Source organism: Pedobacter sp. SYSU D00535 (genome assembly GCF_017355855.1).
Classification (GTDB): domain Bacteria; phylum Bacteroidota; class Bacteroidia; order Sphingobacteriales; family Sphingobacteriaceae; genus Desertivirga.
This window is the reverse complement of sequence record NZ_JAFEWD010000006.1, coordinates 61,103-77,445: the sequence shown is the minus strand read 5'-3', so window position 1 is coordinate 77,445 and position 16,343 is coordinate 61,103. Positions and strand designations below refer to the sequence as shown.

Below are 16,343 nucleotides of genomic sequence, written 5' to 3'. Positions count from 1 at the left end.
GCCATGGTTTACCGTTCCATCTCTATTTTAAGGAATTTGCCTGTATGGCTTTCCGATACGTTTACCAGATCATCAGGGGTTCCTGAAAACAGGATTTGACCGCCCCCTGCTCCTCCTTCCGGGCCGAGATCAATCACCCAATCAGCCACCTTTACTACATCCAGGTTGTGTTCAATAACAAGAATCGTATTTCCATGATCTACCAGCCGGTTAAGCACACCCAGCAAGACATTGATATCCTCAAAGTGAAGCCCGGTAGTAGGCTCATCCAGAATATAGAAAGTTTTCCCCGTATCCTTCTTAGACAGCTCCGTTGCCAGCTTTACCCGTTGCGCTTCTCCACCCGACAAGGTAGTAGACGACTGCCCCAGCTTAATGTAGCCCAACCCAACGTCAAACAAGGTTTTGATCTTCCTGTAGATTGCAGGAATGGGTTCAAAAAACTCAACCGCTTCCTCGATACTCATGTCAAGCACGTCACTGATCGATTTTCCACGGTAGCGTACTTCTAGAGTTTCCCGATTGTAGCGCTTACCCTGACATTCCTCACAAGGCACCTGAACATCCGGCAGAAAGTTCATTTCAATCACTTTCATCCCGGCTCCCTGACAGGTTTCGCAGCGGCCTCCCTTTACGTTGAAAGAGAACCTTCCCGGCTTATAGCCCCTGATCTTTGCCTCAGGAAGCTGAACAAACAGGGCACGTATATCCGAAAAAACGCCTGTATACGTAGATGGATTCGACCGCGGAGTTCTTCCAATCGGTGTTTGGTCTATTTCAATTACTTTATCAATATGCTCCAGTCCAACAATCTCTTTGTATGGAAGGGGCTGTTTCTTGGCACGGAAAAAATGATGGTTAAGAATGGGATATAAGGTCTCGGCAATTAAGCTCGATTTTCCACTTCCGGAAACTCCGGTAATGCAAATAAACTTGCCCAGCGGGAATTCTACCGAAACGTTTTTTAAGTTATTGCCCGTCGCATTTTTCAATACCAAGGACTTGCCATTCCCTTTTCTTCGCTCTGCCGGAACCGCTATATCTTTTTCTCCACTCAGATAGGCCGTTGTCAACGTGGAGGCCTTAGAAATATTTTCCGGCGATCCTTCAGCTACCACTTCTCCGCCATGAACACCGGCTGCAGGCCCCATGTCGATTACATGGTCTGCCTCGAGGATCATGTCTTTATCGTGCTCCACAACCAACACCGAATTGCCTATATCCCGCAGATTCTTCAAAGCACTGATCAGCTTGGCGTTGTCCCGTTGATGCAGTCCGATGCTTGGCTCATCCAATATGTACAACACGTTTACCAGCTGCGAACCAATTTGTGTTGCGAGGCGTATCCGCTGTGCTTCACCTCCCGAAAGTGTTTTCGCGGTGCGATCTAGTGTAAGGTAATTCAAGCCTACATCAAGTAGAAATCCTATCCTGGCTCTGATTTCCTTCAGAATCTCCCTTGCAATTACATTTTGCCGCTCAGAGAGCCTATCCTCAATTCCTTCAAACCACTCGGCGAGTCTGGATATGTCCATACTTGCCAGCTCGAATATATTTTTACCGTCAAACTTAAAATGTAGCGACTCACGTTTTAGTCTTGCCCCTTCACAAACAGGACAACGCTTTACAACACGAAACCCCTCCATATCTTCAACCGCTCCATCGCCCTTGCGATCAGCCTGCTCCTCCAGCATCTTGATGATGCCATCAAAGTTGATCTGGTAATTTTGAACATTCCACTTGTTGTACTCCACCGGGACGGTGATAATATCCTCTGTACCGTTCAAAATAATGTTCAAAGTTTCTTTTGGAAGCTTTTCGAGCGGAGCCGACAGTGAGAAATCATACTTCTTACCCAGCGCCTTCAACACCTGGAACATCCATGTTTCCCGGTACTCACCAAGTGGCGCTAATCCTCCCTGAATGATACTAAGCTTTGGGTTGGGAATGACGGAACTTTCATCAACTTCAAAGATATAACCGAGCCCATCACACTTTTCGCAGGCTCCATAGGGTGAATTGAACGAGAAGGTATTCGGCTGTGGTTCGTCATACGAAATCCCGGAAACGGGATCCATGAGGTATTTACTGAAGAAAAACTCTTTATTATCCTGATCGACGATTTTGATAATCCCCTTTGCGGTTTTCAATGCGGTCTGAATAGAGCTATGAAGACGTTTTCTATCTTTTTCACTCACCACCAATCGATCAACCACCATTTCGATGTCGTGGATTTTGTATCGGTCTACCTGCATTTTAGGTACCAGATCGAGGATTTCGCCATCTACCCGTACCTTCAGATAACCCTGTTTCCTGATTTGCTCAAATAACTCCCGGTAGTGGCCCTTTCTTCCTTTTACTACTGGCGCCAACACATTTATGGCTTTCCCATCAAACTGCTCTAAAATAGTGCGCTGCATCTGATCTTCAGACATGCGTTGCATTTTCTCACCAGTGACGTAAGAATAGGCCTCTCCCACCCTGGCGTATAAAAGGCGCATGAAGTCGTAAATTTCGGTAATGGTACCGACCGTAGACCTCGGATTTTTGGACGTCGTTTTTTGTTCGATAGCGATCACGGGACTAAGCCCCGATATCTTGTCTACGTCAGGCCGTTCCATCCCCCCCAAAAATTGACGGGAATAGGCACTGAACGTTTCCATGTAGCGACGCTGCCCCTCGGCATAGATGGTATCGAAAGCCAGGGAAGACTTTCCACTTCCACTCAGACCAGTTATTACCACCAGTTTATTCCGTGGAAACGATACGTCAATATTTTTTAGATTATGTACCCGCGCACCATAAACCTCCACCTCACTTTGCTCACCTAAATCGGGAGTATTTGTATTCATATCAGACACGTAGAAAAATAAGGGATAAAGATTACAATTTGTTTGGAAAACTGCATCTTCACAAAGTAAAAAGGCTGATCAAAATCAGCCTTTTTAGTGTTTTAGTTGCTTAGGACAGATAGCGCTTCGATTGCCGCTTTTTCCACCTGCGGATTAATGTATTTTTCCTGCGTCAGGTTAGGATCTTCCCGACGGGCAAGCAGACTCTTGCTCCTGCTTACATAGCCATATTTCGTTGGATTCTCAATAATCTCTTTCATCGAAATGAGCTTGTAAACGTAGGTAGCTGTTTCCCTATTCAGCCTCATCTTGTAATAACTGGACTTTTTCTGGCGATACATCTCCCTCTTGATCGTATTCTCGCCAACATTGTACGCAGCAGCCACCAGCGTCCAGTTGTTAAATTCCTTGTACAAAGCTCTCAAATACTTGCACGCTGCTATCGTCGACTTACGAATATTAAGACGTTCGTCAATACTCCCGTTCACTGTCAGTCCGTACGTACGCGCCGTACCTGGCATGAACTGCCAATATCCTGCAGCTCCTTTATGTGAAGTACCGCTGGCAAAGCCACTCTCAACAAGCGGCACATACTTGAAGTCGGACGGAATACCATAAACCTTGAGGATAGGCTCAATTACCGGAAACCACCTCGATGCTTTTTTATGCAACTCGTTAGTATGGGTTTTGTGATAACTGTGCGCCTTCAGAAAGTATTGCATCTTCCACGCTACTTTGGCGTCCTTATGCGGCAGACTTTCATTAGCAAATTCAAGGGATGAGAGGCGGGACTTTGAGGGAGAGGGCTCTTCTGTTTCTTCTTCTTTTGAAGGGATATCCACCGTTTGTGGAAACGAATTTACGCGGGATTCGGGAGACTTATAGATCAACAGCTTAGCTGAAATCATTATTAAAAGCATCCCCGAACACGCGATTAAATGTTTCTTAATCATGCGTTCTCTTCTTTAAGTTAAACAAAAAAAGATTTCAAAGATAATGAATATATACTTAACAACCAAACACTTACACATTACACACTCATTATTAGCGCTTTAGATCTTTCCTTTATTCTTCAATAGGCCGAAATAAACTCAAAACACATTCAGTATTTATGATGTTAAATCGCTAACTTTGCACCCCATTTTAGAGAGGTTACCAAACGAATCATGTCAGATAAAAACAACAGGAACAGTCGCGAAGACAAATCCTTTAAACACAATCGTTTTCAGGGCCGTTCAAATAACGAACAACCGGAAAGATCAAACAGCGAAAAGAAGAAAATGTTTGGGGAACGCCCAGGCAACTCCTTCAAAAGCCGCTCAAACAAACCGGGAAGCGGGAATAAATCTGAAAGAAATTTCGGAGGCCAACCTGGAAACGATCGTCCGTTTGGAAAGAAAAAATTTGAGAACAGAGAGAGAGGATCAGAATTCGGATCAGCGGAAAGAAAACCGTACAGCTCGGACAGAGACAGAAGCAATGATCGATCCGGAAGCGACCGGCCTTATGGCAAAAAGCCGTTTGAGGGGAAAGAAAGAGGGTTTGAAAAACGTTCAGACCGTCCTTTCGAGAAGAAAGGGTTCAGACCTGACAGAGATAAGGATGCCGGAGACAGACCAGCGAGAAGACGTACATCCGAAGATAGAAACGAAAGAGCGCCCGGTGAGAAAAGGTATGGAAACAGACCAGAAAACCGGAAACGGATTCAGGGAGACAGACCAAGAACGGACAACAGGGAGAAAGCAGCGAGTCCGGCAGCTAAAGATGATGGCCTGATTCGTTTAAACAGATATATTGCTAACGCCGGCATCTGCTCCAGAAGGAAGGCAGACGAACTTATCGAAGCAGGTGTAGTATCGGTAAATGGGGAAGTAGTTTCAGAGTTAGGCTATAAGGTTGATCCAGCGAAAGATGTAATCCGATACAACGGAGAAACGCTGAAGCGGGAGAAAATGGTTTACGTTCTGCTAAACAAGCCGAAGGATTATATCACAACTACCGATGATCCCCAGGAACGTAGGACAGTTATGCATTTAGTGGAAAAAGCTTCCCGCGAACGTATTTATCCTGTGGGAAGACTGGACCGGAATACAACCGGGCTCCTGCTAATGACCAATGATGGCGATTTGGCAGAAAAGCTGTCACACCCCAGAAACAATGTGACCAAAATTTACAACGTAGAGTTGAATAAAAACCTGACTCAGGGCGATTTCAATAAAATTGAGTATGGATTAGAATTAGAAGATGGTTTAATTAAACCAGACGCTCTAAGCTATGTCCAGGGAGGCAGTAAGCGGGAAGTAGGCATCCAGATCCATAGCGGAAAGAACCGGATTGTACGCCGGATTTTTGAACACCTGGGTTATGACGTAGTAAAACTGGATCGTGTGGTATACGGCAATCTTACCAAAAAAGACCTGGGAAGAGGCCGTTGGAGATATCTCGAGGAAAAAGAAATCATTCAGTTAAAGCACTTGATCAAGTAAAATATAAAGCTCCTTTCGGAGCTTTTTTCATTCCTGCCCTTTACATAATTCAACATAAGCGATTTTAATGCTTATCTTGCTACTCCTATTTAGACCAACCGCATGAAACCTATAAATAGACTTTTCTGTTTATCCGCTATACTATTTACAATGGCAGAAGCACAGGCACAAAAACTCAATTTACTTATTGGCACCTATACGAAGAGCGGCAAAAGTGAAGGAATCTATGTGTACGAATTTGATGAGAGGACAGGAAAGGCAAGCTATAAAAACAAAGCCACCGGCATTGATAATCCCTCTTATCTCTGTGTAACGGACAATAACAAACATGTTTACGCAGTGAATGAAGCCGGACCAGGACAAGGCGGCGTTACGGCTTTTTCTTTCGATCCTAAGTCAGGCGCACTACTACTGCTCAATAAAAAGCCCTCCAACGGCGACTCGCCCTGCTATGTCTCGGTAAACAAAAACAATAATCACGTTTTTGTTGGAAATTATATGGGAGGCAATTTTTCTGCGCTTCCAATTCTTGGGGATGGATCTTTAGGAGATGCCGTTCAGGTAATTCAGCACCAGGGAAACAGCGTAAATAAGGAGAGGCAAGAAAAACCGCATGTGCATTCAACTGTCCTCTCCCCAAAAGAAGATTTTTTACTTGTGAGTGATTTAGGTACGGATAAAATTAATATCTACAGCTACAATCCGAAAAGGAAGGAGCCTTTGTCAGAGGCTGATCCCGGTTTTTTTGCAGTGGAAGCGGGTAACGGACCGCGGCACTTCGACTTTCACCCCAATGGGAAGTTTGCCTACTCGGTACAAGAACTAACCTGCAATGTGACGGCCTTCAGTTACGACAAGGGTCGTCTGACTCAAATCCAGAATATTTCCGGCTTGTCTGAAGGTTACAATGGCAGACGCTGGGCGGCTGATATTCATGTTTCTCCTGACGGAAACTTCCTTTACAGCTCGAACAGAGATGACGCAAACGATATCGCTATATTCAAGATAAACCAGAAAGATGGAAAACTTACAGCAGTTGGGAGGCAGCCGACGCTGGGACGCGCTCCACGAAATTTTGCAATCAGCCCCGATGGAAATTACTTACTTGCCGCCAATCAAAATAGCGATACGATCGTAATCTTTAAGCGAGACAAAGCAACAGGACTATTGTCAGATACAGGAGAAAGAATTGAAGTAGGTTCGCCTGTTTGTTTGAAATTTACAAAGATCTAAACCAGAGTTGCGTCAAGTACTTCCTTATAGTACTGCTCGTACAATGGAAGTATCAAACTCAGGTCGAACTCCTTGGCCCTTGCAAGTGCATTTTCCTTAAATTTCTCCAACCGCTCTGCATCCTCCAGGATATAAATGGCGTTCTTGGCCATATCCTCTACGTCCCCTACCGTACTCAAGAATCCGGTTACACCCTGAACATTCAGTTCTGGTAGACCGCCGGCATTCGTGGAAATTACAGGTACTTTACAAGCCATGGCTTCCAGCGCCGCCAGACCGAAACTCTCCGTATTTGAAGGCATCAAGAACAGGTCGGCAACAGAAAGAATTTCTTCAACAGCTTCCTGCTTTCCCAAAAACCTGACATGGTCGCAGATCTGAAATTCACGGCACAGCTGTTCACAATTTCCCCGATCCTCGCCGTCTCCAACCATCAATAACTTGGATGGAACTTTCTCCTGCACTTTCTTAAATATCCGGATAACATCGGTAGATCGCTTTACCCTTCTAAAGTTAGAAGTATGAACCATGATAAGTTCATCATTTGGAGCTATTGCTTTCTTAAAGTGATCTTTTTTCTTTAGGCTGAAACGGGTCAGGTCGATGAAGTTGGGAATCACTTTGATGTCTTTATACACATCGAAATGTTCGTAAGTGGCTCTCTTTAAATCCTCAGAAACACAGGTTATCCCGTCCGATTGATTAATCGAAAAAGTAACAACAGGATTGAACGTGGCATCGCGGCCAACCAAAGTGATATCTGTGCCATGAAGCGTAGTAACCACCGGAATGTGGATGCCATAGGTAGCAAGAATCTGTTTGGCCATAAAGGCTGCAGAAGCATGCGGAATAGCGTAATGTACGTGAAGGATATCGAGTTTCTCATATCGAACCACATCTACCAGCTTACTAGCTAACACCACCTCGTACGGACTGTAGTCGAACAGGGGGTAGTTAGATACAGAAACTTCGTGATAAAACAGATTTTCAGAAAAGAAATCGAGGCGGGCGGGTTGGCTGTAAGTGATAAAATGTACCTGATGACCATTACTAGCGAGCGCTTTGCCCAGCTCTGTGGCAACCACGCCGCTTCCACCGAAAGTGGGATAGCAAACTATTCCTATCTTCATAGCACAAAGAAACACGATTTTTGTGAAGAGATTGTTTTCTTCCCGTCAATTCTTTTATAAGCAGAGGAACTCTCGACTGTTCATTTAAGCCAGTTAAAGCTTCTTCCCGCCCGCTTGTATCGCTTCATAGATAGCATCCTGGATACGAGGCCTTATCCTCATAGACGATAATTTATTTGTTACCGATGGATGAACTCTGTTACTTAAAAATATATAGATGAGCTGGTGTTTAGGATCCACCCAGACACAAGTGCCGGTATACCCCGTATGCCCGTAAGTCTCGGAAGACGCCAAATTAGATGGATAGTTGCCCGACTCAGGATTCCAGCGGTCAAAGCCCAGCCCCCGGTGGCTCGTTAACGATTGCCGTGAAGTAAAAAGCTGAATCGTCTGTGGAGAAAAGTACTTCTCCCCGCCATAGGTTCCCCCGTTCAAAAGCATCTGATAAAGAATAGCGAGGTCGTTAGCACTTGCAAAAAGACCGGCATGTCCAGCTACTCCCCCGGCCATGGCCGCCCCCTGATCATGAACGTACCCCTCCAACAATGTCTTTCGGAAAACAAGATCGTTCTCGGTAGGAACAATGCGTGCCTTGTCGAAACGATTTCGTGGGTTAAACCCCGCTGTTTGCATTCCCAGAGGGCGATAAAAATAATTCAGCACATATTGATCCAGCCTCTCTACCGCCTGACGCTCAATGGCTTCTTTTAAAAAGTACATGCTCAGGTCGCTGTAAACATATTTACCAGCAGGCTGGAGCTTAGTATTCAGCATCCGCGGAAGCATCACCTCTTCGTAATAGTTACGTTTCAAATAGTAACTGTCCGCCACTTTCACAGAATAAAGCTCAGATGAATCCCTCCTGAAATCTGCCGGCTTCAAGCTTTGATAAAAAGGGATAAATGGAGTGAGCCCTCCTTCATGTAACATCAACTGTCGGATGCTGAGACTATTTTTTGTAGTGGACCTCGCCAGGGGGAGATATGCACCCAGGTTGGTATCCAGCTTCAGCTTCTGCTCCTCATACAATTTCATTGCCGCAATAGTTGTAGCCGAAATTTTTGTTACGGAGGCCAAATCAAATATATCATCTGCTTTAGTGGCTACGGCTTTGTTATAGGTATGATGCCCGTAACCTTTGTTGAAAATTACCTTTCCATCCTTCACCACCATCACCGCAGCACCCGGAGTTGCTTTCCCAGTTATAGCCTCAGCCATTATTTTATCCACCGACGTTTCAAGCACTCTTCCATTGATCCCAACTTCCTCGGGTAGGGTGTACTTCAACCGGTTCGCAGCAGTAGTGAAGCCTGACCCGGTGGTATACCTCGGCGAGACAGAAGTTGCAAGGCGGGCAGTTGCGGAAACTCCTCCAAAAAGCACTTGCGCTGTAAACACAGCTGACACTGGCGAATTAATGGAGGTCCAGACTACCGGCGATCTTATGCCATCGAGGTGCTTTAAACTGCTAACGTTACCAAAAAGTACCAACAGCAACTGCCGGTTCTCGCTTTTATCCAAATCCCTGATAAAGTCTTGGGTGCGGTGATCGTTTACGGTAGCATCGGTGACCTGTACAATGATCGTATTATAGAGCTTCAAATCGGAGTTCAATCTATCCAACGATGGGGCATCCCCAAAGTCAGGTGCCTTCATTGACGCCACCGCAGTGTACTTATTCAATAAGCTGTCAAACTCGTTAGCATAGGCCGACCCAATATTGACGCTAGCTATTCTGTTATTCACGATATTTTGGACGGGGATGATGCCGGACTTGTTATTTAAGACAACAGTAGAAGCCTCCACCTGCTTCATTTGCTTTAACCAATCATCACCCGACGGAAAAACCGGATTGCTGGCAGAAGTAAGAAACAGTAAAGCAAAGAAAATGGCGCCGATTGTGAAAGAAAAAAAAATGCTCTTCAAAGTTTTTATCATAGACGTAGGCCAGAAATAGATCTAACGAAAATTTTAAGCGAGCAGGTATTTCAAGGCAGGTAAGGTTCAAATTTCCTAAGCTTAAAACGACCTACTTCACAAACATAAGAATCGAACAGAGCTTCCAAAACAGGTAAGAAGCTCTATCGTATCCTATACAATAAAAAAGCCCGGAGATTCTCCGGGCATGGTTAGTTTGAGCTCTTTGATATACCATCTTTTTGCTTAGTACTTGTAATAAATCGGGAGGGGGGAAGGCCGATCGGCTTAAACTTGTACTGTGTACAGAAGTAGGTTAATTCAGTATTAGTTTATAGTTAAGTGTTTGTGAATTTGAAATTGCTGAAAAAAAATCAATTATGCAAATTGTGTGTAAAATTTTCGGCAACAATTTTGTCCTTACCCGCCCAATTCCTAAGCAAAAACTGGCTTCCTGCTGCAACACCTGCGATTTGCTTATCAAAAAGGCAAGCCATTTTCTTTTTAAAGCGGACCTTTCCTTTTAGTAACAATCTTACTGTTCAGTATAAAATCCTCTTATCTTTGATACTTTATACCCCAGCCAGGGCTTAAATCTCTTTGTTTTATTTAAGATTTTTGATTTGTCAGATATAATTCAGCTTTTACCCGATTCAGTTGCCAACCAGATAGCAGCAGGAGAAGTAGTGCAAAGGCCAGCATCAGCGGTAAAAGAACTTGTGGAAAATGCAATAGATGCGGGTGCCGGGAAAATACAACTGATCGTCAAGGATGCTGGGAAGTCGTTGATACAAGTAATTGACGATGGTTGCGGGATGAGCATCACGGATGCCCGTATGTGCTTCGAGCGCCATGCCACTTCCAAGATCAGAAAAGCGGACGATCTTTTTGCTATTCGGACCATGGGTTTCCGTGGAGAAGCGATGGCTTCTATTGCTGCCATTGCCCAGGTAGAACTGCGTACCCGAAGACATGAAGATGAACTAGGCACACTCATCTGTATTGAAGGATCAGAAGTAATAAAACAGGAACCGGTTTCTTCGTCGGGAGGTACAAGCATATCTGTTAAAAACCTGTTCTACAATACACCAGCCAGAAGGAACTTTCTGAAAGGCAATTCAGTAGAATTAAGGCATATTATCGACGAGTTCCAACGCGTCGCGCTGGCTCATCCCGAGATATTTTTCACGTTTCATCACGACAACAATGAGGTGTTTCACCTGCCCAAGGCTACCCTGAAGCAACGCATTGTACACCTTTTCGGGAACGCTTACAACCAAAAGCTGGTCCCAGTTGAAGAAAACACAACCATTATCACCCTAAAAGGATATGTTGGCAAGCCGGAATTCGCAAAGAAAACCCGGGGCGAACAGTTCTTTTTCGTCAATAAACGCTTTATAAAAGACCCTTATCTTAACCATGCAGTATTAACAGCCTTCGAAGAGCTTCTTCCCGAAGACAGTTACCCGCTCTATGTGCTTTTTATAGATATCGATCCTGCAAAAATTGACATCAACGTTCATCCTACCAAAACGGAAATCAAGTATCAGGACGAAAAAGCCATCTATGCGATTATCCGCTCGGCGGTAAAGCGCTCCCTTGGACAGTACAACATCACTCCTACCCTGGATTTCGATCAGGAAAGTAGCTTCAGCCATATGCTTTCCCAAAAGGCCCCGGAGGAGATTGTTCCACCGCAAATAAACTTCAATCCCGATTTCAACCCCTTCCAAAGTGAAAAAAGAACCGGAGGCACCATGCCCTATTCCAAACACTTCGGCGACGATAAGACGGAGGTAAGTAAAAATTGGGGTTCTCTATACGAAATTGCAAAAACTCCGATTTTTGAACAGCAGCAGATGGAGATGCCTCATCTCTCGGCACTAGAGTCTACCTTGCCTCGCAAGTCAGGCGAACGGCAGATCTTTCAGCTACATAACCGATTCATCATATCGCAGATCAAATCAGGCTTCATGCTGATAGACCAGCAGGCAGCGCACGAACGGGTTTTGTATGAGCGCTTCCTTCAACAACTTGAAAACCACCAGGGCGCCAGTCAGCAAAGCCTGTTTCCGCAAACCGTTACGCTCTCGCCGGTCGACTTTGAACTGGTGAAAGAACTCTTGCCGGATATTCAGGCCCTGGGCTTTCAAATAAGGGAATTCGGTAAAAATACGCTTGTGGTAGAAGGAATTCCTGCTGATATTAGCGCTAATATCAGCGAAGTGGAAATGCTGGAGCATCTAATTGAGGGCTTTAAAAACAATTTCACTTTATTAAAATTAGATAAGAGGGACAATCTTGCCCGCACGCTGGCAAGAAACGCAGCCATAAAAGCAGGAACGCACTTATCGCAGGAAGAAATGAACAACCTCATTGATCAGTTGTTTGCCTGTGAGATGCCCAACTCATCTATAAATGGTAAACCGGTAATTATTACATTTACCATGGACGAACTATTGCAGAAATTCGATAAATAACGCCTCAACGGGGAACAAATAGTTAAATGAACGGATACGGATCACCCTTTGCAAACATACCGCCGGTCGTAAAAAACCTGCTTATCATAAATGTTATCTTCTACATCGCTACTTTATCCTTCAACAAGGGGGATGACAGTAACTGGATGATTGAAACTTTTGGAGTCTATTATTTTCATTCTCCTAATTTCCGAGTTTGGCAGGTAGTAAGCTACATGTTCATGCATAGCAGCTCCAATTTTATGCACATCCTATTTAACATGTTTGCCCTCTTCAGCTTTGGTCCGGCTCTGGAATACACCTTGGGTTCCAAAAGGTTTTTCAACTTTTATTTACTAACGGGACTAGGTGCGCTGGTCCTCCAAATGCTGGTGCAGGCGATAGAAGTTCATTCAATCACAGGACAATTTATGCCCGACGCCTATGCCCTTACTGGCATAACAGATCCTGAAGAGTATTATACACTCCAGGGAATTTATAGGATGCCCATGGTTGGAGCATCGGGAGCAATCTTTGGGATACTTACCGGATTCGGTCTACTTTTCCCCAACGCAGAGCTGATGTTACTATTCCTACCAGTGCCAATAAAGGCGAAGTACCTGATCCCAATTTATATTGTACTGGAACTCTTCCTGGGAGTGAAGCAAATTGCGGGAGATTCAGTAGCGCATTTCGCTCATCTAGGGGGGGCTCTATTTGGTTTCCTATTAATAAAACTTTGGCGAATAAGACGTCCGGGAGGATTTTTATGAGTAGATCAATGGTTGACGAGTTGAAGGCAAAAATGCTTCATTCGGGAAGCAGGCTAAACCTTTTTATTGGTATAAATATCATTGTATTTCTGGTTATTGGCATCCTAAAGCTTGTTTCTTTTCTTGGAATTTCTCCTGCACTTGCTGCCATCGCTGTAGAGAACCTGCGACTCCCGGCTTACCTGCCCGCATTGCTAGTTAAGCCTTGGACACTGCTAACGTACATGTTTACCCACCTAGAGTTCTTCCATTTCCTGTTCAATATGCTCTGGCTATATTGGATGGGAAGAATTTTTGAAGAGTTCTTAAATAACCGTCAATTTACGTTTACCTACCTCGCAGGAGGATTTGCAGGTGCCTTCCTTTATATCCTGTTTTATAACGTTTTTCCTGTCTACCAGGACGATCTCCCTCTGGCCAGGATGCACGGCGCTTCCGCAGGTGTAATGGCTATCATCGTCGCTACAGCTACGCTGCTGCCCGATTACGAAATACGCTTGTTGCTTATAGGTGGGGTAAGATTAAAATACCTGGCCCTTGTCTATATAGTCTTAGACGTTATCGGTATCGCTGGTGCAAATTCAGGGGGTTCATTAGCGCATCTGGGAGGCGCCCTACTTGGCTTTGTGTTTATCAAGCGCTTACAGGCAGGTAGCGACTGGAGTAAGCTATTTAACAGGGAAAAACGATTTAAAGTGATCAGAAACGAGCCGGCAAAATCTTCTACTAGTTACAGTGCACTACCGGATCAGGAAGTAATCGACCGGATTCTTGACAAGATTTCTAAATCAGGATACGATAGTTTAAGTAAGCAGGAAAAAGAGCAGCTGTTCAGAGCCAGCAATAAAAAATGAGGCCCAGGAAGAAAAAAAGATCCATTGGTTTTTTTAGCAGAAGTATACTGGCATTCAATGTCGCCGCCATTGTGTGCTTGTTACTTGCTTATTCTGCATCATTTATCGACCCTTCCACTTTTTGGCCAATCGCATTCTTTGGGCTGGCCTACCCTATCTTTTTCCTCATAAATATCGTCTTTCTGATCTATTGGCTGGTAAGAAAGCCGGTGCTAGCGCTGCTCTCGCTGGCAGCTATCCTACTGGGCTGGAAGTTTTTAGCCAGCACTATCGGTTTTCGGGGAGAAACTGCCATAAGAGTACCAAAATCGTCTAATACCTTTTTAAGGGTCATGACCTGGAATGTGCATTATTTCCGGAAGTTCAATGAGCAGCCGGGAAACCCTGTAGACCGGGATCAGATGCTGGAAGTGATTCGGAACGAACAGCCGGATATTATCTGTATTCAGGAATATTACACTCGGCGCAAAGGGGAGTTCGTGATGCGTAAGCATCTGACCGAGGCGCTGAATAGCAATCATTACTACATTCAGGAAACTGACGGTAACGATTATGAAACCAATGGAATGGCCATCTTCTCGAAGCTAAAAATTAAAAACAGGGGAAGGGTTTTGTTCTCCGACTCGAAAGCCGCAAATCAAGCAATTTACACCGATTTCGAATTCAAAAAACAGCGCTTTCGGGTATACAATGTACACCTTCAATCCATCAGTTTTCAGCCGGAAGATTACAAGTACCTCGAAAATGTAAAAGAGATCAATACGGATATTCAATCGTCAAAAAGAATCGGTAGCCGTTTAAAGAACGCGTTCATAAAAAGAGCCGAACAGGCTGAATTACTCAAACACCATGCAGACAGCACCGGCTTGCCCTACATCATTGCAGGTGATTTCAATGATACACCTGTTTCTTATGCAGTAAATACTATTGCAAAAGGATTGTCAAATAGCTTCAGAAAGAAAGGAAGCGGCTTCGGTATCACCTACAATGGCGACTTCCCCAATTTCCAGATCGACTATATTTTCCTGACTCCCCATTTTGACGTAAAAAATTATATCATTATCGCTGAAAAGCTTTCAGATCATTATCCCGTTAGGACAGATGTTGAATTAAAGTAACGATTTCCTGAACGGAGGGTAAATCAGCGTATTTTAGTAAGTTTGCAGCATGAGTAACAAGCTGGTTATTTATAACACTCTCACAAGAAAGAAAGAATTATTCGAGCCCCTAAATCCTCCCTTTGTGGGGATGTATGTTTGCGGACCGACCGTATATAGTGATGTGCATCTCGGCAATTGCAGGACCTTCGTTTCCTTCGACCTCATTTACCGATACCTCTTGCACCTAAAATACAAAGTGCGGTACGTAAGAAATATTACCGATGCAGGCCATTTGGAAGGAGACCGGGACGAGGGAGACGACAAATTTTCTAAAAAAGCAAGGCTGGAACAGGTGGAGCCGATGGAAATTGTTCAGCGGTACACCATCGGATTTCATGATGTAATGAACCTGTTTAATACGCTGCCGCCAAGTATTGAACCTACCGCCACCGGACATATTGCTGAGCAAATTGAAATGATCAAAGAGATCATCGAGAACGGCTTTGCTTATGAGAAAAACGGCACGGTGTATTTTGATGTAGAGAAATACAGTAAAGACCACAACTACACTATTCTTACCAACCGGAACCTCGAAGAACTGCTGGCGAACACGCGCGATCTGGGTGGACAGGATGAGAAACACGGGCGCCTTGACTTTGCGCTGTGGATAAAAGCAAAATCAGAGCATATTATGCGCTGGCCGTCACCATGGGGCTGGGGTTTTCCAGGTTGGCACATTGAATGCTCCGCCATGAGCAGTAAATACCTTGGTGAAACCTTCGACATTCATGGAGGAGGTATGGACCTCGCAGCTACCCATCATACTAATGAAATAGCGCAATCGCAGGCATGCAATCATTCACAGCCAGCCAAGTACTGGATGCATACCAATATGCTTACTGTAAATGGTGCCCGAATGTCAAAATCAGCAGGAAACGGATTTCTTCCGCACGAGCTCTTCACTGGAAGCCATCCATTGCTTAGCCGCGGGTTCTCGCCAATGACCGTTCGGTTTTTTATGCTGCAGGCACATTACCGCAGCACACTCGACTTCTCAAATGAAGCACTGGAGGCGTCGGACAAAGGATTTAAGCGACTAATGGCGGCTTACGGGCTACTGGGCAAGTTGAAGACATCAGAGCGGTCGGAGGTAGACGTTGCTGCAATCAGAGAACGTTGCTATGACGCCATGAATGATGACTTTAACAGTCCGATAGCGATAGCAGAATTGTTCGAAGCAGTACGAATCATCAATAGTATTTATGATGGGAAAACAGCAGCTACGGCGCAGGATGTAGCAGCTCTGAAATCCCTGATGGATGATTTTGTCTTTGACATTCTGGGGCTGAAAGAAGAGCACGCCCAAACAGAAGACATCAGTCACATCATGGACTTCATCATCCAGCTAAGACACGAAGCTAAACTGAGCAAGGACTATGTGACTTCAGACAAAATAAGAAACGGCCTACAGGCCCTGGGAATCCAGCTGAAAGACGGCAAGGAAGGAACTACCTGGACTAAGGCTTGATAAATATTCGC

Annotated in this window: 11 protein-coding genes; 7 read left to right on the top strand and 4 right to left on the bottom strand. The window is 44.7% G+C overall.

Annotation, left to right across the window (positions count from 1 at the left end; genetic code table 11):
* Positions 1-8: 8 nt before the first annotated feature.
* Together uvrA and J4N23_RS13700 are read right to left on the bottom strand one after the other, a co-directional pair.
* Positions 9-2,852, bottom strand: a complete 2,844-nt coding sequence (uvrA, locus tag J4N23_RS13705) for an excinuclease ABC subunit UvrA (RefSeq protein WP_207428122.1) — start codon at positions 2,850-2,852, stop codon at positions 9-11.
* A gap of 101 nt (positions 2,853-2,953) precedes the next feature.
* Positions 2,954-3,760, bottom strand: coding sequence for a lytic transglycosylase domain-containing protein (locus J4N23_RS13700; protein WP_242689237.1), 807 nt, complete (start codon positions 3,758-3,760; stop codon positions 2,954-2,956).
* 258 nt (positions 3,761-4,018) lie between these two features.
* Between J4N23_RS13700 and J4N23_RS13695 the strand changes: the two genes are divergently transcribed.
* Both J4N23_RS13695 and J4N23_RS13690 read left to right on the top strand, forming a co-directional pair.
* Positions 4,019-5,338, top strand: coding sequence for a pseudouridine synthase (locus tag J4N23_RS13695; RefSeq protein ID WP_207428120.1), 1,320 nt, complete (start codon positions 4,019-4,021; stop codon positions 5,336-5,338).
* Positions 5,339-5,488: 150 nt separating this feature from the next.
* A complete protein-coding gene (locus J4N23_RS13690; protein ID WP_242689236.1) occupies positions 5,489-6,571 on the top strand; it encodes a lactonase family protein in 1,083 nt (360 codons plus the stop codon).
* Here the strand turns inward: J4N23_RS13690 and bshA are convergent.
* On the bottom strand, positions 6,568-7,701 hold the full coding sequence (gene bshA / locus J4N23_RS13685; RefSeq protein WP_207428117.1) for an N-acetyl-alpha-D-glucosaminyl L-malate synthase BshA: 1,134 nt from the start codon (positions 7,699-7,701) through the stop codon (positions 6,568-6,570). The two genes, J4N23_RS13690 and bshA, sit on opposite strands and share 4 nt — an antisense overlap.
* Positions 7,702-7,794: 93 nt before the next feature.
* Positions 7,795-9,627 carry a serine hydrolase gene (locus J4N23_RS13680; RefSeq protein ID WP_207428115.1) on the bottom strand — a complete coding sequence of 611 codons (1,833 nt, stop codon included), beginning with the start codon at positions 9,625-9,627 and terminating at the stop codon, positions 7,795-7,797.
* Between the two features lie 614 nt (positions 9,628-10,241).
* On the opposite strand from J4N23_RS13680, the gene mutL reads away from it, so the two are divergent.
* The 5 genes from mutL to cysS are packed head-to-tail and all read left to right on the top strand — an operon-like array spanning position 10,242 to position 16,332.
* A complete protein-coding gene (gene mutL, locus J4N23_RS13675; protein ID WP_207428113.1) occupies positions 10,242-12,098 on the top strand; it encodes a DNA mismatch repair endonuclease MutL in 1,857 nt (618 codons plus the stop codon).
* Positions 12,099-12,124: 26 nt separating this feature from the next.
* Positions 12,125-12,850 carry a rhomboid family intramembrane serine protease gene (locus J4N23_RS13670; RefSeq protein ID WP_207428111.1) on the top strand — a complete coding sequence of 242 codons (726 nt, stop codon included), beginning with the start codon at positions 12,125-12,127 and terminating at the stop codon, positions 12,848-12,850.
* Positions 12,847-13,704, top strand: a complete 858-nt coding sequence (locus J4N23_RS13665) for a rhomboid family intramembrane serine protease (RefSeq protein ID WP_207428109.1) — start codon at positions 12,847-12,849, stop codon at positions 13,702-13,704. The genes J4N23_RS13670 and J4N23_RS13665 overlap by 4 nt, the downstream gene beginning before the upstream one ends.
* Entirely contained in the window at positions 13,701-14,822 is a 1,122-nt protein-coding gene (locus J4N23_RS13660; protein ID WP_207428108.1) for an endonuclease/exonuclease/phosphatase family protein, read from the top strand. Before J4N23_RS13665 ends, J4N23_RS13660 begins: the two co-directional genes overlap by 4 nt.
* Positions 14,823-14,871: 49 nt before the next feature.
* Positions 14,872-16,332 (top strand): cysteine--tRNA ligase, encoded by a 1,461-nt coding sequence (gene cysS, locus J4N23_RS13655; protein WP_207428107.1) that lies wholly within the window; start codon positions 14,872-14,874, stop codon positions 16,330-16,332.
* Positions 16,333-16,343 lie beyond the last annotated feature (11 nt).

What these genes read in the sequence shown, in the direction of transcription:
- J4N23_RS13660 (WP_207428108.1), top strand. Translation starts at nt 13,701, where the DNA reads ATGAGGCCCAGGAAGAAAAAAAGATCCATTGGTTTTTTTAGCAGAAGT.
- bshA (WP_207428117.1), bottom strand. Translation starts at nt 7,701, where the DNA reads ATGAAGATAGGAATAGTTTGCTATCCCACTTTCGGTGGAAGCGGCGTG.
- J4N23_RS13700 (WP_242689237.1), bottom strand. Translation starts at nt 3,760, where the DNA reads ATGATTTCAGCTAAGCTGTTGATCTATAAGTCTCCCGAATCCCGCGTA.
- uvrA (WP_207428122.1), bottom strand. Translation starts at nt 2,852, where the DNA reads ATGAATACAAATACTCCCGATTTAGGTGAGCAAAGTGAGGTGGAGGTT.
- J4N23_RS13670 (WP_207428111.1), top strand. Translation starts at nt 12,125, where the DNA reads ATGAACGGATACGGATCACCCTTTGCAAACATACCGCCGGTCGTAAAA.
- J4N23_RS13690 (WP_242689236.1), top strand. Translation starts at nt 5,489, where the DNA reads ATGGCAGAAGCACAGGCACAAAAACTCAATTTACTTATTGGCACCTAT.
- J4N23_RS13665 (WP_207428109.1), top strand. Translation starts at nt 12,847, where the DNA reads ATGAGTAGATCAATGGTTGACGAGTTGAAGGCAAAAATGCTTCATTCG.
- J4N23_RS13695 (WP_207428120.1), top strand. Translation starts at nt 4,019, where the DNA reads ATGTCAGATAAAAACAACAGGAACAGTCGCGAAGACAAATCCTTTAAA.
- cysS (WP_207428107.1), top strand. Translation starts at nt 14,872, where the DNA reads ATGAGTAACAAGCTGGTTATTTATAACACTCTCACAAGAAAGAAAGAA.